We start from the raw sequence: 24,807 nt of genomic DNA, 5'->3' as shown, positions 1-24,807 counted from the left end.
AGCCGATTTTCGCCCAAACATTTAATCCCTTTACAAATTCACGCAAGCTTTTTCGGCGAGGCGGCAGTTGGCTCATCCTTTTCCACTCCTTTGGCAATTTGGTTGTAGCGGATGAAGAGGTAGATACCTGCGAGGATGATCAGCCCGCCTACGTATTGGGGAATCGTGACGACCTCCCCGAGAATAAAGTAGGCCAGGATTGCTGTGCCGACGGGTTCGCCCAGTATCCCCATCGAAATAGTTGTTGTATTAAGCCATTTGATAATCCAGTTCAGGATGGAGTGACCCAGCAGTGTTGGGAACAATGCCAGGCAGAAGAACCAGCCCCAGTCGGCAGCCTCATACCCGGTGAGCGGGTACCCCAGAACGAGATCATAACATACCAAAATGATGCTGGTGATTGAGTACACCACTAAGGTATAGGAAAAGGAAGACAGATATTGGCGGATGTACTGGGCGATCAGCCAGTAGCCGGTCACCGTGGCAGCACCGGTTAACGCCAGGATATCGCCCCATAGCGCCATGCCGCCTACCTGAAAATCTCCCCACCCGATGACAAAGCTCCCGACAATCGCCAGAAGTCCGCCAGTCAGAGCCAGAGGCCGCACTTTTTCACCAAAGAAGAAATACCCGCCAATAAAGGCGAACAGCGGCTGCAGGGTAACCAGCACCGTAGAGCTGGCCACGGACGTATAGTTCAGAGACTCAAACCACAAAAGAAAATGACTGGCCAAAAAAGCGCCTGAGAGCGTGCACAGGAGCCATTGCTTGCGGGGCATCCTGATGATTTCTCCGATGGCTCCGCGGTTCCAGTACAGGAGCGGCAAGGTTAACACAACAGAAAATACCAGTCGGTACGTTGCAATAATCGGTGAAGGCGCCACAGACAGCTTCACAAAGATGGCTGAGGTCGAAATGGCGACGACCCCTAGAAATAAAGCAAGATAAGGTGGAAATAATGGCTTTTCAGTCGAATTGGTCATGGAAAGCACCTCTTGTGAAGGATCGTTCGCATGAATCCTATTGTACTCGTCCCTCGGAGAATTCACAATCATCCCTCGATACCAGGTGAAGGATAGAATGGCGGGATGGGAGGAAGACTCTTACGTGATGAGACATTCCAAATTCCTCTTCCTGCTTGCAGCATTTCTTTTCCTTTTGCCGGCACAGGGCTCAGCCGTTCCGCTTACGAGTGTCCAGGTGCTGATCGATGTCGGTCATGGAGGTGTAGATTCCGGCACGTCACACGGTTCGATATTGGAAAAAGATATTAACCTGGAAGTGGGTAAGCGGTTATATCGGTTGCTGACGGAAAAAGGCTATCGAGCGGTACTCAACCGCGATCGGGATATGGCACTCAGTGATGAAAATCAATGGCTGAAGAATCCTTCCCGCCATATCCGCGATCTGGCGCAGCGTCGTCATTTGGCCAAAGAGATGAAACCGGAGCTGATGGTCAGCCTTCATGTCAATTGGTCTTCAGACAGCAGAAGTCGCGGACCTTTGGTGATTTACCAGGCCAATGATCAAAGTTATTGGCTTGCTTCTATTCTTCAGAACAGGCTTAACCAATTGGCGAAAACCAATAGTCACCCTGTAAAAGGTCGGACCTATTATTTGTTGAAACAAGAACTTTGTCCGACTGTCATTGTCGAGATGGGCTTTATCAGCAACAGGGCTGACCGTGCCCTGCTGACCACACCCGAGCAGCAGGATAAGCTTGCCCGGGTGATCAGCGAAGCACTCGAAGAGTATCTTTTGCTTACAAATGACTTGCAGAGAAAAGGCAGTCAGGCATCCTTTGGAAAACGACAGCTTGGATGGTGGGAGCGTTTAAGGAGCACCATTCGCAACTAGCGTCGATATGGTTACGAACGAGGCCTCCTTCTCTATCCGGGGTATATATTCGGATAAGACGGAGGCTGTCTTTTTTCCCGGAGGCCCTACATGGCCGATGGCAATGTAATAGGGGTCAGTCTGGGAATCAATTCGTTTGCACAAGCGCTCCATCTGTCGGGTAATATGCGAAACGGTATAGATGTCATCCAGAAACAGCTTGTTCTCCAAATACGGGACGCCCAGTTCCGTGGCCAGCTTTTTTGCTACGCTTTTGGACGTGGTTTTACTGTCCAGGTAAATCATCCCCCGCTCCTTGCATACCTCCAGGACGATTCTCATCACCCGCTCGTCCGCTGTCGCTTTGGAGCCCATATGATTATTTAAGCCAACCGCATGCGGGATATTATCGATAGCCTTATGCACGCGCTCGCGAATTTCCGCGTCCCCCATTTTGGTCGTAATACCGCCGGGCCCCATCCACGAAGCTTTTCCTTTCACTGGTTCCATGGGCAAATGAACGAAGACGTCTTTGCCTTTTTGATGGGCCTGTTCAGCATCCTGCTTGGAGCTGGGCAGAAAAGGCATCACTGCGATCGTCAAGGGAACAGGCAAGGATAGAATTTCCTCTGTCCCCTGCATGTTGTTGCCAAAATCATCAATGACAAAGGCAACCTGCTTGTTTTTTAACTTTTCGATCGGCGTGAGCGGGAGCGGCGTTTCTCCTGCTCCCATAGCAGGGCTGTGACCGGTACCCAGTCCCCATGCCATGATTAGTGTGAAGGCAAGAATCATCCCTTTTTTTCGCTTGTCCGCTTTCATTTGCTGCACCGAAAGATCACACCTCTCTTTTTCCTTAGTTTGTGTAAGCTGGCAGCTCATTACCCTTCATTGCTGAGTGAAAGAGGGAAAGACTTCTGGTGCTTTGCCGTCATGCAACCCCTGTGATAAGATGAAGGATAGCGAAAAAAATGAGAGGGTGCGGACGAAATGAGCCATTTGGTGTTAATAGACGGGAACAGTATCGCGAACCGGGCTTTTTACGCTTTGCCGCTTTTGTCCACATCAGCGGGATTGCACACCAATGCAGTATTGGGATTTACCACGATGCTGCTCAAGGTGCTGGAGGAGATGAATCCGACGCATGTGCTGGTTGCGTTTGACGCGGGGAAAGTGGTGTTTCGCCACAGTGAGTTTGCCGAGTATAAAGGAGGCCGAAGCAAAACGCCTTCCGAGCTCTCTGAGCAGTTTCCCCTGATTCGCGATTTGCTGGACGCCTTTTCGATCCGCCGTTTTGAGCTGGAGGGATATGAAGCGGATGATATCATCGGAACGCTGACACTCCATGCGGATCAGAACAACTGGAAAACGACAGTGATTACGGGCGACAAGGACATGCTTCAGCTTGTTTCTGATCATGTCTCCGTCGCCTTGACCCGAAAAGGCGTCAGCGAGATCGAGCTCTATACACCCAAGGAAATTGAAGAGAAATACGGGTTAAAGCCGCTTCAGATCATCGACCTGAAGGGGCTGATGGGCGATACCTCTGACAATATTCCGGGGGTGCCGGGTGTTGGGGAAAAAACAGCGTTGAAGCTGCTGCACGAGTACGGATCGGTGGAAAGCGTACTGGAGAACATCGATAAGGTATCCGGTAAAAAGCTGCAGGAAAACCTGCGGGAAAACGTAGACAAGGCCAAGCTGAGCAAAGCGTTGGCGACGATCATGCGCGATGCCCCCGTCGAAGTCACGGTGGAAGAGACGGCGTATGAGGGGTACACGCCGGAGCCAGTCACGGATTTCTTCAAGAAAATGGAATTTAAATCCTTGCTTTCCAAAGTAAAAGGAGCAGGGACCGATGACGAGAAAAAAGGCAAAGGGGCGCCCTTTGACTTTGCAGTGGTTGAGAGCGAACATACTGCGCGCTTTGCGGACAAGCTGACCTCTCCCATGGCAGTGTCGGTGGAAATGGACGGAGAGAATTACCACCACGCGCCGATCCTGGGCTTTGGTCTGGCTGCTGACGGTGTTTCGCTTTATGTGCCCTGGGATGTGGCAAAAGAATGGACGGCCTTTCAACAATGGCTGGCAGATGACCAACAGGAAAAATGGGTGTTTGACGGAAAGCGGGACACGGTAAGCCTGGCCTGGCATGAACTGACCATGGCCGGTATCCGATTCGACAGCTATCTGGCGACCTATTTGCTCAACGCCGCTGAGAGCAGCCCGCAGGTGGCCGATATCGCCAGTCATTATGCCGACGTGCAGGTGCTGCCGGATGAAGAGGTATACGGCAAAGGAGCAAAACGTCTCGTGCCGGAGATGGGTGTACTGAGTGAGCATGTAGCACGCAAGGCGACAGCCCTTTGGCAGAGCGTGCCGCGCATCAGGGATGCGATGGCTGAAAGCAAGCTGGAGGAGCTGCTCAGCGATCTTGAAGAGCCGCTCAGTCTGGTGCTGGCAACAATGGAAAAGCAGGGTGTCAAAGTAAATGAGCATCGCTTGCAGCAAATGGGAGAGGAATTGGACACACAGCTGGAGAAGTTGACGGAGACCATCTACGAGCTGGCAGGAACGTCCTTTAATATCAACTCGCCCAAACAGTTGGGGGAAATCCTGTTTGACAAGCTGGATTTGCCGGTCTTGAAAAAGACCAAAACCGGACCCTCCACCAGTGCGGATGTGCTGGAAAAGCTGGCTCCGTACCACCCGATTATCGAGGCGATTTTGCATTTCCGTCAACTGGGCAAGCTGCGTTCCACCTATATCGAAGGCCTGACCAAAGAGATTCATCCCGGTACCGGAAAGGTGCATACGATCTTCAATCAGGCGACAACCGCGACCGGTCGTTTGTCGAGTACAGATCCCAACCTGCAGAACATCCCGATACGGCTGGAGGAAGGCAGAAAAATACGTGAGGCGTTTATCCCCTCTGAAGAGGGCTGGTACATTCTCGCGGCGGACTATTCGCAAATCGAACTGCGGGTCCTGGCTCACATCTCCGGGGATGCCAATTTGATCGATGCCTTCCAAAAGGGAATGGATATTCACACCCGCACAGCGATGGATGTGTTTGACGTAGCCGAGACAGAGGTGACCTCACTGATGCGTCGGCAAGCCAAGGCGGTCAATTTTGGGATCGTATACGGGATCAGCGACTATGGCCTTTCGCAAAATCTGAACATTACGCGGAAAGAAGCAGGCGAATTTATCGAGCGTTACTTCGCTGTTTTTTCCGGTGTGAAGCAATATATGGAAGATATCGTGAAGCAGGCAAAGCAGGATGGCTTTGTCACGACCCTGTTGAATCGCAGACGCTACCTGCCGGATATCAAGAGCAGCAATTTCAATCTGCGCTCATTTGCTGAGCGGACGGCGATGAATACCCCGATTCAGGGGACGGCAGCCGACATTATCAAGCTGGCGATGATTCGCATGCAGGGGAGCCTGCGAGAGCAGGGACTGGAGAGCCGGATGCTGCTTCAGGTACACGATGAACTGATTTTTGAAGTGCCGGAGAAGGAACTGGAAATCATGCAGCAGCTCGTCCCTGATGTGATGGAGAATGCGCTGAAACTGAACGTTCCGCTGAAAGTGGATGTGAATTACGGACGAAGCTGGTATGAAGCTAAGTAACCAGGCAGGAACTGCCGTTTGACGATGGATAATCGCGAGCGGCAGTTTCGATCATGAATCCCGGACAGAAAACGATAGAGAAAGGACAACAGAGAGGAGGGAGATACCATGCCAGAATTGCCAGAGGTTGAGACCGTTGTACGTACGCTGCAGCGTCTCGTGCTGGGGAAAACAATCAAAAACGTCAGTGTGTTGTTGCCGCGAATTATTCGCAGACCGGATGATATCGAGGAATTCAAGGCCATGCTGGTTGGACAGACCATTCACGATATCAAACGGCGCGCCAAATTTATCCAGTTTGTGCTGGACCGTGACGTGCTTATCTCCCATCTTCGGATGGAAGGGCGCTATGGTCTTTACCGCGTGGATGAGCCGGTAGAAAAGCATACCCATGTCATTTTTCACTTTACCGATGGGACAGAGCTGCGTTACCGTGACGTCAGACAGTTCGGGACGATGGATCTGATTCCCCTGGGATTGGAGACGAGTGAAGGTCCGCTGGCCAAGCTTGGGGTCGAGCCCCTGGATGAAGGCTTTACGGCAGAAGTGCTGCACAGCCTCCTGAAAGGCCGCCCGACAAAAATCAAGCCGCTGCTCTTAAATCAGGAATGTATCGTCGGATTGGGGAATATTTATGTGGACGAGTCCCTTTTTCGAGCACGCATCCATCCTGAACGTCCGGCCGGAACACTGACCGCCCGGCAAACAGCCAAGCTGCATGAAGCAATCGTAGCAACACTTTCAGAAGCAGTCGAGCAAGGCGGCAGCTCGATCAAATCCTACGTAAACGGCCAGGGTGAGATGGGGATGTTCCAGCAGTCCCTTTTGGTATACGGCCGAAAAGGCGAGCCCTGTACAGTCTGCGGAACAGAGATTATCCGCTTTGTCGTCGGGGGAAGAGGCACACATATTTGCCCCGCTTGCCAAAAACTGGCGGGCAAGCGTCCCAAGCGGGGAGAGCAGAAATAAGGGAGGGTGAACGGATGATTCTAGGACTGACAGGCGGCATAGCGACCGGCAAAAGCACGGTGACGGCTATGCTTCGTGAAAGAGGGATACCGGTCATTGATGCGGATCAGATCGCCCGTGAGGTGGTAGAGCCGGGCATGCCGGCATATGAGTCCATCGTTCGCTACTTTGGCGCCGACGTTCTGCTTCCTGATGGGCAGATCAACCGGGCCAAATTGGGAGAAATCGTTTTTTCGGACGAAGCCGAGCGTCAGAAGCTGAATGCGATCGTTCACCCGGAAGTCCGTCGTGTCATGCGCGAAGAGGCAGAAGCAGCCGAAGCGGCCGGAGCCAAAATCGTGTTTATGGACATTCCCTTGCTGTTTGAGAGTAAATTGCAGCACATGGTAGACAAAGTAGTCGTCGTCTATGCGACAGCCCAGATGCAGCTCTCCCGGATGATGGAGCGGGATGAATTTGAAGAAGAGCAGGCACAGAAGCGCCTTCGTGCCCAGTGGCCGATTGATCAGAAGAGGGAGCAAGCAGATTTTGTCATCGACAATACCGGCTCCCGGGAAGAGACAGAAAAACAGGTAGAACACCTGCTTGAGCGCTTACAGGCGGAAGTGGCTCCATGACGAGGAGCAGAAGCGCGATCTTTGTTTTGGCAGTTCTGTTAGTCGTCTTTTTCCTGCTCAATACCCCGCTGGTCTGGAAATGGATGTACCCGATCAAATATCAACAGCAGATTCTGAGTGCTTCCCAGCGTTATCAGGTTGATCCGCATCTGGTCCTGGCCATCATTCGGTCGGAGAGCGGTTTTCAACCGGACCGGGTATCGAAAAAGGGAGCAATCGGCTTGATGCAGGTGATGCCGGATACGGCCGAATGGATCATCGAGCAAGCCGGCTTGAAGCCGAAAGGAGAGGATTACCTCTACGACCCTGACATGAATATTCAAATGGGGACGTGGTATCTCTCTTTTTTGGAGAAACGGTATGAGGGTGATCCGGTCAAAGTCATTGCCGCCTATAACGCAGGGCCCGGCAAAGTAAGCAGTTGGCTGGCCAAGGAACAATGGAGCGGAAGACGGGAGACGATTGAAGATATCCCGTTTGGAGAAACCCGTTTGTACGTGCAGCGGGTTTTGTATTACCATGATCGCTATCAGAAAATCTATACGGAACAATTGGAGTAGGAGCCGCTTTCTCATTAGGATGAAAGCGGCTTTTTATTTTGTTTAGAAGAGACTTTATCTCTGTTTTGCTGCGGGGTTAATTTTTCTGAGGGCTTTTCCCTGGAAACGTTTAGGGAAGGGGCCGCAGTGAGAAGAAGCATGTTTCCCTGCTCAGCTCCGTATTCCGCCCGCAAGGAAGTATGACTGTCCGCTCCGGGGAGATTCACGGGGGAGACGCAAAAGCAGAACCGCTCCGAGGTCATCCCAAGGTTGCGCTCCTTTTTCCCGCGAATCCCCCCTCCGCTGAGCGAGGGCTCCACAGTCGCAACGCAGGGAAACATGCTTCTTCACGAGACCGGAGCTTTTTAAACAATTGTGGGTGGAAGCGATGAAGAAGACAAAGTCTGAGGGAAGAACGTTTCTCCAGACTCAAACGGAAATGTTTTTTGCTTTTTATCCTAAATAACCTTTCTTTTAATCATTTGAAAGCGAGGAAGGAGCAGAATGTCTGTAGAAGAATCATGTTTCCCTGCGGTGCGACTGTAAAGCCCATCTCAGCGGAACAGCGTTTGGCGGGAAACAGGGGTGCAACGTGGGATGACCTCGAAGCGCTACTGCTTTTGCGCACCCCCGCCAAACGCTGTGGAGCGGACTGTCAATCCCACTGAAGGGCGGAACCCGGAGCCAAGCAGGGAAACATGATTCTTCTCACAATCGCCCCGTTGCACCTCCAAACTCCCATTCAATTAAGTCAAAATAAGCACAAAGTAATCAGACAAATCGTCCAAATATTTATTTTTCAGTAAAACACATTGATAATTGTGACATACTTATTATAATAGGAGTAACGGATAAGTGTAACTCAATTAGGAAGGGGTTTCTAAATATGACTATCAAAATTGGTATTAATGGTTTTGGCCGAATTGGACGCATGGTGTTTCGCCGTGCAGTTCAGGACCCCAACATCGAGATCGTCGCGATTAACGCCAGCTATCCGCCTGAAACGCTTGCACATCTCTTGAAATATGACACCATTCATGGACGGTTTCAACATAAAGTGGAAGTACAAGACAACAAAATCCTGGTCGACGGCAAACCTACCGTCGTTCTCTCCGATCGCGATCCACTCAATCTCCCGTGGGGCGAGCTCGGCGTCGAGATCGTCGTGGAAGCAACCGGCAAATTCAAGGATCGCGAAGGAGCAGGCAAACACCTGAAGAGCGGTGCGAAAAAAGTGGTGATTACTGCTCCGGCCAAAGAAGAAGATGTCACTATCGTGATGGGCGTAAATGATGAAGTCTACAACCACGAGCAACATCATATTGTCTCCAATGCCTCTTGCACCACCAACTGCCTGGCACCTGTAGCCAAAGTGCTTCATGATGCTTTTGGCATCGAACAGGGCCTGATGACGACCATTCACTCGATTACCAACGATCAGGTGAATATCGACAATCCCCATAAAGACTTGCGCCGTGCGCGTGCAGCCGGAGAATCGATTATCCCGACTACGACCGGTGCTGCCCGTGCGGTAGGGAAGGTACTGCCAGAGCTGAACGGCAAGCTGAATGGTTTCGCACTGCGTGTGCCAACTCCAAATGTATCGGTTGTCGATCTGGTCATCACGACGAAAAAATCAGTGACTGTAGAGGATGTAAACCGCGTGCTTCGCCAAGCAGCAGAAGGCAGCATGAAAGGCTATATCGAATTCTGCGACGAGCCGCTTGTTTCCAGCGATTTCAATGGCAATGACAACTCTGCCATTATCGATGGTCTGTCCACCTTGGTGATGGGGACCAATCAGGTAAAAGTCATCGCCTGGTATGACAATGAATGGGGCTACTCCTGCCGTGTCGTGGATTTGGTGCGCCACGTTTCTGAGGACCACAACCATGCCCGGCTCCAGGAAAAAACGGCTGTAGCGGCAAAATAACAGCTCCCACATCACAAGAGAGCTGCGCTCAAAGTGAATCAATCGTCTGAACAGAGAAAAACCCCCAAAGAATTGGGGGCTTTTTGTTCTGCGACTTTCGTCCGGTCAGTCGACCGTTTTTTCGATTAGTCCACCGATCGAGAAGAGGTGATCGTCTTCAAATCCGGTGATAAACAGCTTGATATTGGTTTTCAGATCGAGGTCATAAGTAGCCCGGACCTCGTTCCCGCGCCCATCTTTGAGGACACGGACGGTTGGACGGTGGCAGTAGTCCGGATCGACCCGGCAGACGACGCCGACTTCGCCCGTATTTAGCACAACACTGCTTCCGATCGGAAAAATGGCAATGTGGCTGCGAAATGCATTGATCAGGCGGTGATCAAATAAATGGCCGCCTGCCCCCAGCAGATATTCCAGCGCATCTTGCGGCATGTACCGTTTGCGCCAGGGACGCGGAGAGGTCAGGGAGTCATAAATATCGCATATCCCTACGATCTGCGCGTATTCATGAATATTCTTGCCTTTCAGACCCTGTGGATATCCGCTGCCGTCCAGCCGCTCATGGTGCTGCAGACAGACGTGTGCGGACAGCAGGGAAATGTCATGCTCTTTCCGCAAGAGGTTGAAGCCCAGCATACAGTGTTCCTTGGCGATCTCCATCTCGGCTTCATTCCAGCGCTCTTTTTTCTGGAGCAGCTCGGCAGGCAACTGAACCTTGCCGATGTCGTGCAGCATGGCGCCCACACCCAGCTCCGTCAGTTGTGCGCGATTGTAACCGATCGACATGCCGACAGCCGTAGCCAGCACAGCCACGTTCACAGAGTGATGATAAAGAGAGGGAGAATGGGTAGAAATATTGGCCAGATGCATCACCATCTGCTTATTTTGCATCAGGTCGTCCAGAATGGACCCGAAGGCCTGTTGAAAATGAAGCCCCATTTCCTTGAGCGAGATTTTGCGTGCCAATTTATTGGAATTGGTAATTTGTTTGACGGTTTTCTCTATTGTTTCAACGGCTACCTGGCGCGTTTCTGGACGGATGACATCCTCTACTACGATGTCTTGTGTTCGTGGATCGTCGATGTAAAGAGAGTCAATCCCAGATCGCTCCAGCCCTTGAATCAGGCGATCCGTCAGAGTCATTCCAACCCCAAGCAATACCTTCCCGTCTTCCGTAAAGATCGAGCGCCCAACCTTCATCCCAGGTTGCACATGTCTGATTGAAACTAATCTCATAGAAATCCCTCCAGCTTGTACCATCATTGTACTCAAATAGTCAGGTGTATGAAATAGGCCCAAGGATTGACTTGACTTCTACTGTAATATTGAGGGACACTTAGATAAGTATTGACAGTATTGGAGTTGATTTCGGATGCGATGTCCATTTTGCGAATATAATGGGACTAGAGTCCTAGATTCTCGTCCGTTTAATCATAATAAATCAATTCGGCGCAGACGTGAATGTGAAAAATGCGAGCGGCGGTTTACCACGTTTGAAGTGGTTGAAGAAACCCCGTTGTTGATTATCAAAAAGGATGGAACGCGCGAAGAGTTTAGCCGGGACAAGATCTTGCGCGGTTTGGTGCGCGCCTGTGAAAAGCGTCCGGTTACGCTGGATGAGCTGGAAAACGTCGTCAACGAGATAGAAAGAGAGCTGCGCAGCTGCGGCCAAGCGGAAATCCCCAGCAAGGATGTCGGGGAGAAAGTCATGGAACGTTTGTATCATGTCGATGAAGTGGCCTACGTGCGATTCGCATCGGTCTACAGACAGTTTAAGGATATCAACGTCTTTATGAAAGAATTGGAAGAGCTTCTCTCACAGGCGCGAGGCAGCGCTGAGTAGGAGAAAACCTCTCATCCGATCCTATCAAGACCAGGGGAATCCTGTATGTGCTAGGCGACGGGCGTTTTTTGCCTCCGCCTGTTTTGGCGTTCCTCTGAAAGGGCAGCTTCCAATCACTCTCGTATCTATGACAAACCGGACATGCTATAATAGGAAGACAAGAATCGACAGGAAGGAACAGATACATGAGTCGTCTCGTTTGGAACGAATTGACGCCCAAAGATCGCTATGTAGTGCGGATGGCGAGACCCCTGAGCTTTGCGGAGCTGGGGTATGTGACACAGCTTTATCTGCCGATCATCGGTTCCGATTCGTTTTCCCTCTATCAGCTTCTCGTCCATGAAGTGCAGGAGGAAAGCGGGGCGGCAACCGAAAGCACACATCGCAACCTGATGCTGATGAGCGGCCACTCGCTGGATCGTCTGCTCTCTGCGCGCGAGCGGCTGGAGGCACTCGGTCTGTTGACCGTTCGCCGCAGGGAAAACATGCAGCGGGACTACTTTTATGAATACCTGGTAAAACCGCCGCTGACCCCGCATGAATTTTTTGCCGATTACGTCTTGTCCCTGATGCTTTTAAACAAGATTGAAAATATCCGTTACCAGCAGCTTCGTCAAAAATATGCCGACCCGCTGGGGGCTGCCCTGGATCAGGAATATACGATAACGGAAAATGTGACCAAGGATTTTCACGAAGTGTTCCAATCATTGAAAGCCTCCGAATTGGAGGTCAGCCGAGGCTCGGAACGGGAGCAATTTCTGCAGGAAATGGAGAACCGCTACCCCCCAGCGCCGATGCAGGCAGAATTTGCCCCCGCGGTCGATCATCAGCTCAGTCTCTCTTCGCTGCGTCACTATCTGCCGGACAACGCCAAGGCGGAAAAAGTCTTTTCCCACGAAGGTGTAGAGCTTCTCTACCGGCTTCACCATTTTTACCTGTTGGATAGCTGGGGACTTGGTCAGGAGCTGAGAGATTGGACGCTGTACAAGGCAGACGGCGATCTGGATGGCGAAGTGCTGCGGAAGCGGCTGATTCAGCGCTACACCGACGACAAGCTTTCACGTACAGCACCCAAAGCCGTTCCCGGCGAGGAAGAATGGGGACCGGGAAATCTTCCGCAGGCAGGAAGCGAGATCTTCACAAGGATTTGCCGCCAGCTCTCCCCGCTGACGATTTTGGAAAAAGTAGTCGGCGGCAGGGTCAGCAAGGTGTTTTTGGAGCGAGCAGAGACGCTGGTATTTAGCGATGGGATGACGGGGGAAGTCGTCAATGCGCTGTTGCTACATACGCTTGTCAGCATGCAGATGGAGCTGCCCAAGGCTTATCTCGAGACGATACGCGATAGCTGGAAGGCGAAGCGGATCACGACCGTTGACGAGGCTGTACGCCAGATTCAGGAGCGGGCGGATCAGAAGGCACAGCATGCAGAGAAATCGAAGCAGACGAAGGCCGGAAAAGATGCACCGGTCCGTCGGAATGGCCGGGCCGTTCTGCAAGACAAGCTGCCTGCCTCCGTGGAGTGGCAGCTTTCCCAGGAGCGGGAGCAGAAGCGTGAGGAACCGGTGCCCGTGAAGACGATCGAGGATGATCCGGAATTGAAAAAGATGCTGGAAACTCTCAGAAAACGGAAGAAAGGAGTGTGAACAGGTAGATGGAATCGATAAGCGACTTTATGGAAGAGTTGGCCAAGCGAACACCGCGGCATCTGCTCACTCCAGACCAGCAATTGGATAAAATGCTGCGTTCCTCCAGCTATCTTCAGGCATTCCAGCAGGCCCATCCGGAGCTGAGCCGCGAGGATTATCTCAAAGCGCTGTCCAGTGTGTATACGGCGGTCAAAGAACAGTACTGGTGTGAGCGTTGTCCAGGGCTGGAGAATTGCCCCAATCTGTTAAAAGGCCATCGCAACCGTCTGGAGCTGGTTCAAGGGACGATTGTCAGTCCGATCAATCCTTGTGAGAAGCAGTTGGTCTATGAGGAAGACCAGCGCCGCCGCCGCCTGATGCGCAGCTACTACATCTCTGAAGAGACGATGCAGGCCAGCTTTGAAAAATTGGAGCTGGATGCAGGGAACCGGGCGGCCGTCGCGGCGGGCATCCATTTCAGCGAGCTGGCTGGTACGGGGGAGAAGATCAAGGGACTGTATCTGCACGGGCCGTTCGGGGTCGGAAAAAGCTTTCTGATGGGGGCCATCGCCCGCGAGCTTTCCGAGCGCAACGTGGCTTCCCTCATGGTGTACGTCCCCGATTTTGTCCGGGAGATGAAAGACTCGCTCTCCGACCAATCCCACGTAGGCAAGCTGGAGGTATTGAAGGATGTTCCCGTCCTGATTCTGGACGATATCGGGGCTGAAAATCTGACGCCATGGGTTCGGGATGAGATCATCGGGGTCATTTTGAATCACCGGGTCAACAATCATCTGCCGACCCTGTTTACCTCCAACTACTCGCTGGAGGAGCTGGAGGAGCATATGTCGATCTCAAACGGCAACCGGATTGAAAAAACAAAGGCGGCCCGCGTCATGGAACGGATCCGCCACTATGTCGATGTATTTGCCATCATGCGAAAAAATCATCGCATCGAAAGCTGATCATACGTATTCAGTTTTCTGGCGATGTGCTTTAGAACGGGGAGAGGTGCCATTTGGTCAAAGCCAGCACCTCTCTTGCTTTATGATAAGGACCGTACAGGACATGTGACGTGACACCGACGGGAGTTGCATCCATCTCCAGACTGTGTGCCATATCGATCGCCCGGGCGAGATGGTAATCATGGCTGACCACAAGCGCGCGGGAAAGTCCATGCTCCTGCATGACTTCTTTGCTAAACAAGAGATTTTCATAAGTATCGCTGGACTTAGGCTCCAGGAGAATCCGTTCCGCCGGTACACCCTGCTCCACCAGATAGTTTCGCATGACGGCGGCCTCGGTCTGCGTTTTTCCTTCGCCAAGCCCGCCCGATACCAGCAGATAGGAGACATAGCCTTCCTGAAACAGCTTCAGCCCCTCATCCAGTCTCTCCCGCAGTCCAGGACTGGGGCGATCCCCCCAGATGGCAGCACCCAGTACGATCGCCACATCCGCTTTTCGCGGCACGGCTTCCTGAATTGTCCGGTCCATTTTCCACAGCAGATAGGCTGACCAGCATCCGAATAAAAGCAGACAGATCCCGAGTATGCGGAAAAATCCACGTGCTTTGCTCTTTTTTTGCTTTACGGCAGAAGAAGTATCTTTGCTTTTCAATCTTTGCAAACTCATTTTTTTCAAATACTCCCGATTTCTCTATTTTCCCCAGAGGAGAATCATCTTAAATCATTACATAGCTGTGTTGTTCTACTGTTTGGGACGTTTGAAGCCGGGAAAGGTTACGGTTTCCCGCATATCTTCTCATCCGTATCCATTTTGACAGCTTTTCGACGCTGCAAAAACAAATTTTTCTCAAATAATCGCCGTCTTACTCATGTATTGCCGCTATGGTGCCGATACCCTTATAGAGGGTTTAAAATACTAACGGGGGAGGAAAGTCATGACCTGGAAAAAGATTGTATGCGGATTTCTCGCTCTGCTGCTAATCTGCGGGAGCGGAAATCTGGGGACAGCGCTGGCGAATACAGATGAACTGACACGCATCGTTCTGTCCAAGAATGAACTGACCATGGAGACAGGAGATACCCAATCGCTGAAGGCGACAGCCGTCTACCTCTCAGGCAAGACGGAAGACGTCACGATCTCTACCGATTGGAATAGTGAAAATATTAGTGTGGCTACCGTGCATGCGGGCACGATTACAGCAAAAGATGTAGGTACATCGGTCATCAAGGCGGAATACAAAGGCAAATTGGCCGTAGCGACTTTGTCCGTCACCAAAAAGCTGAAGGCACTGACAGTGGACCAGCAAACGGTTGACCTCAGGAAAGGCGATGAGGTACAGCTTATCTTGGAGGCTCTCTACAGCGATGGCGAAAAAGATTTGGTTACGCAAAAAGCGGACTGGATCATTGATAACTCGTCGATTGCGACCGTGACGAACGGTTTGATCAAGGGACACGGATCAGGGACGGCCTCCATCACAGCCAAGTTCGGTCGCATGAGTGTCGTGATTCCGGTCAGTGTGGAAATCGCTCGCCGTCTGGAGCCCGACAAAAAGCAGGTGTCGCTGTTGACCGGGAAATCCTACAATATTCAGCTCAAGGCGATCTATCCAGATGGAAGCTTCGATGAGAATGTAGAAGCCTTGGCGGAATGGTCCAGTGACAACGAGGGAGTTGCGGACGCGATCAAGGGCGAGATCAAGGCATACGGTCCGGGTACAGCAGTGATTACCGCCAAATACGGCACCAAGACCGTAGCGATTCAGGTAGATGTCGATACGACACGCGCGCTTACAGTTAGCGAGCAGGACTTGTATTTGAAAATAGGAGATAAAAAACCTGTTACACTCACCGCAATTTATGCAGATGGAAAAGAAGAACCGGTAACATCCGTTGCGGAGTGGAGCTCGGACAAGCCTGATATCGTTTCCGTCAGCAAAGGGGTAATTATGGCCCACGCTTCCGGGGAAGCGGTGATTACGGCCAAATACGCAGGCAAGACGATCCAGATCAGAGTAGACGTAGAAGTTCCGCGTTATTTGGACCCAAGTCCATCGTATCTGGGGATGCGATCGGGGGATTCCAAACAAATCAAGCTGGAAGCCTCATTTGTTTCCGGAAAGCCTGAAAATATCACGGACAAAGCAGAGTGGACATCCTCCAACAGTGATATCGCCTACGTCAAGAATGGCTATGTCACTGCCTATAAAGCGGGTACGGCTACGATTACAGCCAAATACGGCGGCAAGCAAGTGACGATTCCCGTCGACGTGGATTTGCCGCAAAAAATAACGCTCAATAAAACAGCGCTCAATCTGCAAATTGGCGACTCCTATACACTGACCGCCAATGTCCTGTTCTCAAACGGGGACAGCGAAGATATTACCTCAAAAGCAGAGTGGAAAAGCAGCTCAGAGAACGTGGCAACAGTGCGTCAAGGCTCTGTCATTGGCGTAGGGACGGGAGCTGCCACGATCACGGCTTCGTATGCGAACCGCTCTGTCAGCCTGTCCGTAAATGTCGGGGTCATCCAAAGCATCACCCCGAGTGAGAAGAAACTGGTGATGAAAAATGGTGAGACGGAAACAATCACGCTGAAGGCAACCTACACAGATGAGTCGACCAAGGACATCACCGCACAGGCAGAGTGGAAAAGCTCCAAACCGGATGTGGCACAGGTTGTACTGGGGAAAGTAACAGCCCTGTCCTCCGGCAAAGCGACGATCAGCGCTGTGTTTGACGGCAAGACGATCTCGATACCGGTCGAGGTGGATCAAGCGCAGACTCTCAATTTCGAACCGCGGATGCTGGTCCTGACGGTCAACGAATCGGCAGACATCACGCTGACGGCTACGGATGCTTCGGGGAAAACCGTGAAAGTAACAGAGGATGCCGAATGGAAGTCCAGCAATGCGAAGGTAGCCGATGTGAACAAAGGACACGTCGTCGGCTACGGCAGCGGTCGTGCGACGATTACAGCGACGTACGGCGGTAAAACGGTCAGCATCCCAGTTGAAGTGGGGATTGTCACCACGCTGGAGGCAAGCAAACGCTTCGTTCAAGTGAAAACCGGCAAACAGGTACAGGTTTCCTTGACAGCTAAATTCTCGGATGGTAGAACGACAGATGTGACGAACGATGCCGAATGGAAGGTCAGCGGATATAAAGTGGCAGACGTGTCCAATGGATTGATCTCCGGTATCGGGTATGGGAAAACAACCGTAACAGCTAAATACAATGGAAAAACGGTTTCGATTCCCGTAGAAGTCGATATGCTGAAATACCTGAAGACCGACGTGGTCCAGATCGAGATGAAAAAAGGCGAGACGAAAAAGGTAACGGCGATTGCCACCTATACGGATGGCTCGGAGGAAGATGTGACCAAGCCTGCTCTCTGGACGACCTCACGCCTGCTCACTGCTGATGTGAAGGACGGAGTCATCAAAGCGACAGGCCCGGGAAAAGCAACCATCACGGTCACCTACGGCGGCAAACGTACACCAATTGTCGTGATTGTAAAATAAAGTTCGGTTTCCATTCTTTCAATTACCGGGAGCTCTGCCAATGTGCAGGGCTCTTTTTTTGGTCACGGGCTGGATCTGGTCTACTTGCCATACGCTGCTTGAGCTTAGGGCTATACAGGCCAGAACCACACCGGTCAGAGAAAGTGGAATGGATTTAAGCAATAAGAGGCTGTGAGTATCTAAAGTTCTTTGTGAAAGTGAGTCTATAGTAATAGGGAAAAGTGCCTAATGCTTGCCTTCGGACTTTCCGATAAAGAAATATGCCCGGAGACGAATCTCCCAAATCTGTGAACAGGACATGCCAATACCTGTTTTAGAAAACGGGAATCGATTCCAAAGAGAATACATCCAAAAAGGAGTCTAACAGCATGAAAAGGCACTTCACATCAAGCACAGTCGTACTTACCTCACTTTCGCTCATTCTCAGCGCGGGGATAATTCCAGGCAATGCCCATGCTGCGTATGAAGAGGCAACTCTGGTGTCAACCTATTCATTTCCGCCGATCTTGCAGGAAATCGTAGTCGCCGAGAACGGCAGCCTTTCCGGTACCGTGGTGATCGACGCCCGTTACCAGGCCAATGTATCACTCTTGATCACGGATGAAGATGGACGTGATCAGGGAGAGCTGGTCATCTGGAATGGCACAAAAGGGAAGCTGGGTCCCGGGATCACCACCAAGGCCAAAGATGGCAAGGAAAAAGTACTTCATCCCTCCGGACAAAGTATGTACATCGAAATCAAAACACTGACATTTTCCGTGACGGCAAAGGCGCTTGATTTAGCACCGGGCCGATATACAGCGGTTGTGCGGGTGCAGGATACACCGATTTATGTGCAGGATGTGACCCGTGAGGCATATTCCAAGGAGATCTCCTTTATCGTGCCGGGAGCGAAGGCAGACAAAGCTTTTCCCGGCGAACTGAAAGTGGACAAGGATGGCACGATTCAAATCACGATCCGCTCGTCTTCTGTGTCCAGCCAGGCAGAGTGGATGCTGGTCATCGTGGATGAGGACGGAGAAATTGCCGGACGCATCAGCTTTAATCCGAAAAATCCCAAAGTTTCGTTGGGCAACCTAAAGCTTTCGCCCGGAGAATATACGATCTATCTGGAAGTTATCGATGGGCGTGACACGCTACAATCGAAATCAGTTGTTGTGGTCATCCAGGCAGCAGGTGGTAGCGGGGCAGGAACTGTTGTCCTGGGCGGTGGAGCCGGCTCGGGAGGCACTGGTGCAGGTGGAACAGGCGGAAGTGGTGTCGGGTCGCCAGGCGCAGGTGCAGGCGGTTATGGTGCAGGCTCAGGAGCAGGCACGTCGGGCAGTTCCGGTACGGCAACAAGCAATTTCCCCGGTCAGGTTCTGGTCTCGACCGATGGAACCATCCAGATTCGTCTGGACCTGAATTCTGCCGATGCCAAAGCAAAATTTACCCTGCTTGTGAAAAGTGAGGATGGAAAGGTCGTCAAACGCATCCCGATCAATCTGAAGAACCCTTCATCCATTTCTGGCAGAGGACTGTCCCTTCCGGAAGGAGAGTATTCGCTGGTGCTGGAAATGGTGAGCAGCGGAAAGCGAAGCTATTCCTCCAGCGTCACCTGGAAGGTCTCTACCAAAAGCAGCTCCACCGTTGTTTTCCCGATTCCGAGCGGGGACGCTTTCCCGGGCGGCATCAAAGTCAACACCGACGGCAGCATCAGCATCACGATAAAGTGGAAAGCCTCCTATAGCGACTATCAGTGGTATGTCGTCGTGTATGATGAATACGGCAAATCGCTGAAACGTGTTTCACTCAACCCGCAAAACCCGATTTTCTCCTGGAAGGAACTGAATCTGCCGACAGGGGGATATTCCGTAGTCATCGAGGTGGTCGACCCGGTCAGTGGTTCAAGGGCTGCGTCTTTGCCAGCCTTCGTCACGGTGAACCAAACCAAGGGCATTCTCATCTTCATTGACGGAGAGCTGCAAGTCTTCCCGAAACCTCCGGTAGAAATCGATGGGCGGACGCTCGTTCCGCTGCGTGCGATCTTTGAAGCGCTCGGAGCCAAGGTGGATTGGGATGAAGCGACTCAAACCGTAACCGCTACGAAAGACGGCAACATCATCCAACTGACGATTGGCTCCAAGGTGGCCTACAAAAACGGCCAAAAGATCAATCTGGATGTGCCGGCGCAGCTTTTCAACGGGGACACCACCATGGTGCCGATCCGTTTTGTGAGTGAAGCGCTTGGAGCCAAAGTGGGCTGGGACCCGTACTCCAACTCTGTTGTGATTAGCAATCAGTAACGTAGTTTCAAGTCGGTAAAGCAAAACAAAAATCCCGCTTGCTGGAACAAGGAAACGAGAGCTTCGTCACCTTGCTGCAAGCGGGCTTTTCCCGAAATCTGCTTGTAATTTTTTAGTTGCATCATATTTTTTGATGTGCTATACTTCTTTTGTAAGCAACAATGATTGATGTACATATGGGGCATTAGCTCAGCTGGGAGAGCGCTACACTGGCAGTGTAGAGGTCAGCGGTTCGATCCCGCTATGCTCCACCATATGAAAGACATTAAAAACGGCAGAGATGCCGTTTTTTTGTCTTGAATCATGTTGATAAGTATAGTAATGAATGTTGTAAAGTGTAGAAAAATTCATTATAATAGTATTTGTTTAAAGAAATTAAACTTTATCGCAGGGTTATTAGAAATGAATAGCTCGATATTACAATTTTTATCTTCAACTACTGGGGGAACATCTATGAAAAGTATACTGAAAAAGTGGAGTCAATTGAGCCTGGTAAAACAAATAATTGTAGGTTTGATTATTGGTATTACCCTAGCTGTTACGATCCCCGAAACAGCAAAGCCTGTTTTAATTTTAGGCACTTTATTTGTAGGTGCTTTGAAAGCGGTTGCACCTGTGTTGGTGCTCTTCTTGGTCATGTCAGCCATCGCTCAACACAAGAGTGGTCACCAAACGAATATGAAATCCATTATCGTCCTGTATCTTTTAGGAACCTTTTTAGCTGGATTAACCGCAGTAATTGTAAGTTTTATTTTTCCCGTAAGCTTAACACTTGCAAATGCCGCTGAAGGTGTGACGGCTCCTGGCGGTGTTGTAGAGGTTCTCAAATCATTACTGCTAAACGTTGTTGATAACCCAATTAAGGCAATTTATAATGCGAACTATATCGGTATTTTAGCTTGGGCGGTACTCCTTGGTTTGGCTTTAAGAAATGCCCCTGATACGACAAAAACGATGATTTCTAATTTTTCAGATGCTGTATCCAAAATGGTTACATGGGTGATTAAGTTTGCACCACTAGGAATCATGGGTCTAGTATTTGATTCTATTACAACAAATGGAATTGAGTCGTTACTAAGCTATGGAAAATTACTTGCGGTATTACTTGGCTGTATGGTCTTTGTGGCGTTAGTTGTCAATCCAATTATTGTGTTCATCGTTATACGTCAAAACCCTTTCCCGCTTGTTTTTAAGTGCTTAAAGGAAAGTGGTATTACAGCATTCTTTACACGTAGCTCAGCTGCGAATATTCCTGTAAATATGAAATTATGTGAAAATCTTGGTTTAAATAAAGATAGTTATTCAGTATCCATTCCATTAGGTGCAACCATTAATATGGCTGGTGCCGCTGTTACCATTTCTGTTTTGACACTTGCGGCGGTTCACACACTTGGTATTCAGGTGGACATCCCTACAGCAATCATCCTCAGCGTACTATCAGCGATATGTGCTTGTGGTGCTTCAGGGGTTGCTGGTGGATCCTTGTTACTGATTCCTCTAGCGTGCAGCTTATTTGGAATCTCTGCTGATGTTGCGATGCAGGTTGTTGGAGTAGGCTTTATCATCGGTGTTTTACAAGACTCTTGTGAAACAGCACTTAACTCATCTACAGACGTACTTTTCACAGCAGCTGCTGAATTTAAAGAGTGGCGTAAAAAAGGCAAAAAAATAAACATCAACGAAGCAGCATAAAGATGATATCTTCTTAGCGGGTAATTGAACTGCACCCCAATTGTTAGATTCTACTAGCAATTCGAGGTGTAGTTTTTTTATGGAAATGGAGCCAGAGGTTACGATTCAATGAGTTGAACCCGGTAAGGAGAAGAGCTTTTCCGATTCTGGGGTGCAGTGACCCTGATTTTTATTCCGGTAACGATGGTGTCGAGAATGATCATTGAGATCATATTCATTATCGTTAACCGGATCGCCATGAAGGAAACGCATCCTCATTCGCAGACCGCCGACCTTTGCTAGGGCGGTCTTTTTCTGGATTCATATGTTTTTTCGGTAATTTCTGTTAACATTGATAGTAAAGTATAAATAACTTCTTCCTTCTGAAATTTTACCAATCCTGGAGGCAATATGGTCTATACTGCTCTGCTTCGCGGGATCAATGTCGGCGGAAAAAACAAAGTAGATATGAAAATACTTAAACAAACATTCGAGCAAGCCGGAATGAAAAACGTCGTAACTTATATCAATTCGGGCAATATTATTTTTACAACCACCGACCACTCCAAAAATGATATAGCGCATATTCTCGAAAAAGCAATTCTGAATACCTTCGGATTGCATATCAAGGTGCTGGTACTAAGTTTAGAAGACATGAAGAAAGTAATGTCCTCGCTTCCTGAATCATGGACAAACGATGATAAAATGAGGAGCGACGTCCTATTTTTATGGGAAGATATCAATGACGAATCCGTTCTCGATCAGCTGACCTTCAAACCGGAGATCGAAACGGTGAAGTATGCTCCAGGTGCGATTTTATGGGCAATTGACAAAATAAACGGGGCGAAGGCAGCATGACAAAGTTGGTTGGTACGAAATTGTATAAACAGATGACGATCAGGAATGTAAATACGACACGTAGAATATATGAGCTGATGTTGGCAGCAGAAAAAAATGGGTAGGATGAATGCGGACTTCATCATATAGGAGATGAATCCTCTTATGAGTCAATACAAAGCTAGATGAAAATCCAAAATGACAAGACACTTATGTATACTCCATGTTTCGTGATGAATTTTTAAGTAATCGTGAGTTTGGCAGTAAAATCGACCACGGCGGTAGAGCGCTACACTGGCAGTGTAGAGGTCAGCGGTTCGATCTTGCTATGCTCAACCATACAAAAAATAGTAAACACGCCAACATCGGGCGTGTTTTTTTGCATCCGACGGAGCCGTATTGGTTTTTTCGAACGGTGAATTTCGTTCGTCGTGCGTGGGTCGAATCAATTGGTAGGAGAGCTAACTGTATTCAGAGAAACCCAGTGCTGGGATCTTCTCATATTTGCTCGGTGCTAGAAATATTGGGGCACAGTGAAATCAACTTTATGTCATTATACCTTGATAACGTTTGAATTTTTTGACTTTACAAGTCTATTAATGATCTCAACTACGTGCTTCGGATGGTTTTGTGGTATCATATGAGCTACTTCTGGTAGAATTATAAGCTCAGCATGAGGAATATCTTCCTTTAATCGAATAGCCTGCTCTTTTACTCCAAACGGGTCTTTATCTCCTACTACAATTACAATTGGATTTTGTATTTCCTTATAACGAGCACTTATATTCTTTGCAGCAGGTGAAAAAGCCAAAATATCCTCGCGATTTGCTCTAAACTGCCCTGGTCGGAGCCATAGCGCATGAGTAGCTTCCCGATAACCGTTAGGAATCTCTTCTGGAGCAAAAGTGGCTTGTAAAATACGATCCGCTAAGAAAGTTCCAAGCGGACTACGTAATACCGTATGGAGAAACAGCTTCCCGATTACAGGAGTCGTTACAAGTTTTGAAATCGGATCTCCGTTTTCTGCTGGATAACCTTCCTTATACATCGCCGCAGCGATGGTGACAATCCCATCAATTTCCTTCGGATAAAGTAAAGCGTATGACAATACCAACAATCCGCTCCAAGAATGCCCAACTATGATTGGTTTTTCTATGCCTAACTTCTTTAAAGCAGCATTAATAAGACGTGCCTGAACCATCGGGGTAACTTTATGGGACTTTGGTCTTTCACTATGTCCATATCCGGGACGGTCAAAGGCAATCGCCTGGTATCCTTTGGTAGCTGCGATATTAAGTACATTTATAAAATCATTACCAGTTAAGACACCTCCATGGAGAAACACTACGGGTTTACCTGAACCTTTTCGAATATAGTGCAATTGGATACCTTCTACTGTAACGAACTGACCACTCGGAGGAAACTTTAGGTCCGCTTGCTTAAATTTGTATTGGTTAAACCAGATGAGTCCCCCTAATATTACTACGAACGTTAAAACAACAGCTATCCACATCGACATTACTCTCCTTTGTATTGTTGTAGATTAAATACTATATTTTTATTGCTATAAAAACATACTCGCAGGTATGTAATGGCGTTTTAAAAAACCCGTAATAATACGGGCTATTTAATCTTTATACGATTCTGAATGAATCCCATTCCATAACACCTTGGAGATCTCTGCAGCAAGTGAATCAAAAGAAACTTGTTCTGGTGAAATGAGCCACATGAGAACTGCCCCGTTGATAAGAGCATGAATAGTTATGGCTAATTCGTGTGGGTCCGAGTCCTCTGAAATGAGATGTTTACGTTGCATTTCCTCTAAAAATATTGAAGTGCTTAGAATTAATTTAGTAAAAGCAGCATTTAACTTTTCTTGGACTAGAGGCTCACGGATATTTGAAACAAATTCGAAGAAAAGTAAGGTGCGTTCCCCTCTATCTTCTTTGCATGATTCAAATTCTGATACTAGTAATAGTCTCAACGACTCCATTGGATGATCAGAAGTTAATACCTCTTGAACCTGTTTTGGAAGTCTACTTTGAAGGTGATCTAGGCTCAGTTCACACAATGTAAGGAATAAATCGCTTTTACTCGAAAAGTGCCAATATACAGCACCTTTGGTCATTCCTGCTTCATGCGCTATTAAATCAAGTGTAGCTCGACTATAGCCATGTTTAGCAAATACTCGATTAGCAGAGTTCAAGATTTTGGTTCGTGTATCCGCCATAGAAGGATTCTCGTAATTTTGCAAAATAAATGTCTTCATTGCTTCCTTATTTCCGAAATACCTTTGAACCGTAGTCCAATGTAGTCCAGATAATTTTGCCACATCAGCAAATGTTACTTTATCATGCGGAATACGATGAGCCATTTCGATAACAGCTTTTTGAATTTGTTTTGAGGATCTCATTTTTTCACCTTATACTTTACATAGCAGTAATTAGATACTTTATAGTATGTATTTATAGTAATTATTTGGAAATAACTTGTCAAGTACAACCATGTAACTCAATAAACTATGTTG

At 49.2% G+C, this 24,807-nt stretch carries 18 protein-coding genes, 1 tRNA gene and 1 pseudogene; 14 read left to right on the top strand and 6 right to left on the bottom strand.

The window, feature by feature from the left end; all coding sequences use genetic code 11:
• Positions 1-38 precede the first annotated feature (38 nt).
• On the bottom strand, positions 39-983 hold the full coding sequence (locus tag NDK47_RS20060; RefSeq protein ID WP_251871534.1) for a DMT family transporter: 945 nt from the start codon (positions 981-983) through the stop codon (positions 39-41).
• A gap of 97 nt (positions 984-1,080) precedes the next feature.
• On the opposite strand from NDK47_RS20060, the gene NDK47_RS20055 reads away from it, so the two are divergent.
• Positions 1,081-1,857: an N-acetylmuramoyl-L-alanine amidase family protein gene (locus tag NDK47_RS20055; protein WP_322112072.1), complete on the top strand. Its 777-nt coding sequence runs from the start codon at positions 1,081-1,083 to the stop codon at positions 1,855-1,857.
• Here NDK47_RS20055 and NDK47_RS20050 read toward each other — a convergent pair.
• Positions 1,834-2,658 carry a divergent polysaccharide deacetylase family protein gene (locus tag NDK47_RS20050; RefSeq protein WP_407653458.1) on the bottom strand — a complete coding sequence of 275 codons (825 nt, stop codon included), beginning with the start codon at positions 2,656-2,658 and terminating at the stop codon, positions 1,834-1,836. The two genes, NDK47_RS20055 and NDK47_RS20050, sit on opposite strands and share 24 nt — an antisense overlap.
• Positions 2,659-2,826: 168 nt before the next feature.
• On the opposite strand from NDK47_RS20050, the gene polA reads away from it, so the two are divergent.
• From polA to NDK47_RS20025, 5 genes are all read left to right on the top strand, one after another.
• Entirely contained in the window at positions 2,827-5,472 is a 2,646-nt protein-coding gene (gene polA / locus NDK47_RS20045) for a DNA polymerase I (RefSeq protein WP_251871533.1), read from the top strand.
• Positions 5,473-5,580: 108 nt separating this feature from the next.
• Positions 5,581-6,441, top strand: a complete 861-nt coding sequence (gene mutM / locus NDK47_RS20040; RefSeq protein WP_251871532.1) for a DNA-formamidopyrimidine glycosylase — start codon at positions 5,581-5,583, stop codon at positions 6,439-6,441.
• A 14-nt stretch (positions 6,442-6,455) separates the two neighbouring features.
• Positions 6,456-7,058 carry a dephospho-CoA kinase gene (gene coaE / locus NDK47_RS20035; protein WP_251871531.1) on the top strand — a complete coding sequence of 201 codons (603 nt, stop codon included), beginning with the start codon at positions 6,456-6,458 and terminating at the stop codon, positions 7,056-7,058.
• Positions 7,055-7,618, top strand: coding sequence for a lytic transglycosylase domain-containing protein (locus NDK47_RS20030; RefSeq protein WP_251871530.1), 564 nt, complete (start codon positions 7,055-7,057; stop codon positions 7,616-7,618). Before coaE ends, NDK47_RS20030 begins: the two co-directional genes overlap by 4 nt.
• Positions 7,619-8,483: 865 nt before the next feature.
• Complete coding sequence (locus NDK47_RS20025; RefSeq protein ID WP_251871529.1) at positions 8,484-9,530, top strand: glyceraldehyde-3-phosphate dehydrogenase; 1,047 nt, start codon at positions 8,484-8,486, stop codon at positions 9,528-9,530.
• Positions 9,531-9,635: 105 nt separating this feature from the next.
• Here NDK47_RS20025 and NDK47_RS20020 read toward each other — a convergent pair whose 3' ends face one another.
• The gene (locus tag NDK47_RS20020; RefSeq protein ID WP_251871528.1) at positions 9,636-10,766 is read right to left on the bottom strand and encodes an HD-GYP domain-containing protein; all 1,131 of its coding nucleotides are present in this window, start codon (positions 10,764-10,766) and stop codon (positions 9,636-9,638) included.
• A gap of 136 nt (positions 10,767-10,902) precedes the next feature.
• On the opposite strand from NDK47_RS20020, the gene nrdR reads away from it, so the two are divergent.
• The 3 genes from nrdR to dnaI all read left to right on the top strand — a co-directional run bounded on the left by nrdR (position 10,903) and on the right by dnaI (position 13,963).
• A complete protein-coding gene (nrdR, locus tag NDK47_RS20015; RefSeq protein ID WP_251871527.1) occupies positions 10,903-11,373 on the top strand; it encodes a transcriptional regulator NrdR in 471 nt (156 codons plus the stop codon).
• Positions 11,374-11,558: 185 nt separating this feature from the next.
• A complete protein-coding gene (locus NDK47_RS20010) occupies positions 11,559-13,016 on the top strand; it encodes a replication initiation and membrane attachment family protein (protein ID WP_251871526.1) in 1,458 nt (485 codons plus the stop codon).
• An 8-nt stretch (positions 13,017-13,024) separates the two neighbouring features.
• Positions 13,025-13,963, top strand: coding sequence for a primosomal protein DnaI (gene dnaI / locus NDK47_RS20005; protein ID WP_251871525.1), 939 nt, complete (start codon positions 13,025-13,027; stop codon positions 13,961-13,963).
• Between the two features lie 31 nt (positions 13,964-13,994).
• Here dnaI and NDK47_RS20000 read toward each other — a convergent pair whose 3' ends face one another.
• Entirely contained in the window at positions 13,995-14,630 is a 636-nt protein-coding gene (locus tag NDK47_RS20000) for a YdcF family protein (RefSeq protein WP_251871524.1), read from the bottom strand.
• Between the two features lie 268 nt (positions 14,631-14,898).
• On the opposite strand from NDK47_RS20000, the gene NDK47_RS19995 reads away from it, so the two are divergent.
• The 5 genes and pseudogenes from NDK47_RS19995 to NDK47_RS19975 all read left to right on the top strand — a co-directional run bounded on the left by NDK47_RS19995 (position 14,899) and on the right by NDK47_RS19975 (position 22,405).
• Entirely contained in the window at positions 14,899-17,487 is a 2,589-nt protein-coding gene (locus NDK47_RS19995; protein WP_251871523.1) for an Ig-like domain-containing protein, read from the top strand.
• 368 nt (positions 17,488-17,855) lie between these two features.
• The gene (locus NDK47_RS19990) at positions 17,856-19,772 is read left to right on the top strand and encodes a copper amine oxidase N-terminal domain-containing protein (RefSeq protein WP_251871522.1); all 1,917 of its coding nucleotides are present in this window, start codon (positions 17,856-17,858) and stop codon (positions 19,770-19,772) included.
• A gap of 178 nt (positions 19,773-19,950) precedes the next feature.
• Positions 19,951-20,026, top strand: a tRNA-Ala gene (locus tag NDK47_RS19985).
• A gap of 199 nt (positions 20,027-20,225) precedes the next feature.
• Positions 20,226-21,464 carry a serine/threonine transporter SstT gene (gene sstT, locus NDK47_RS19980; protein ID WP_251871521.1) on the top strand — a complete coding sequence of 413 codons (1,239 nt, stop codon included), beginning with the start codon at positions 20,226-20,228 and terminating at the stop codon, positions 21,462-21,464.
• A 390-nt stretch (positions 21,465-21,854) separates the two neighbouring features.
• Positions 21,855-22,405 (top strand): annotated as a pseudogene (locus NDK47_RS19975) (DUF1697 domain-containing protein).
• A gap of 428 nt (positions 22,406-22,833) precedes the next feature.
• On the opposite strand, the gene NDK47_RS19970 reads toward NDK47_RS19975, so the two are convergent.
• Both NDK47_RS19970 and NDK47_RS19965 read right to left on the bottom strand, forming a co-directional pair.
• Complete coding sequence (locus NDK47_RS19970; RefSeq protein WP_251871520.1) at positions 22,834-23,793, bottom strand: alpha/beta fold hydrolase; 960 nt, start codon at positions 23,791-23,793, stop codon at positions 22,834-22,836.
• A 114-nt stretch (positions 23,794-23,907) separates the two neighbouring features.
• Positions 23,908-24,693 carry a TetR/AcrR family transcriptional regulator gene (locus NDK47_RS19965; RefSeq protein ID WP_251871519.1) on the bottom strand — a complete coding sequence of 262 codons (786 nt, stop codon included), beginning with the start codon at positions 24,691-24,693 and terminating at the stop codon, positions 23,908-23,910.
• Between the last annotated feature and the right edge of the window lie 114 nt (positions 24,694-24,807).

The sequence above is a fragment of the Brevibacillus ruminantium genome, from assembly GCF_023746555.1.
Classification (GTDB): domain Bacteria; phylum Bacillota; class Bacilli; order Brevibacillales; family Brevibacillaceae; genus Brevibacillus; species Brevibacillus ruminantium.
This window is presented reverse-complemented; position numbering and strand designations above follow the sequence as displayed.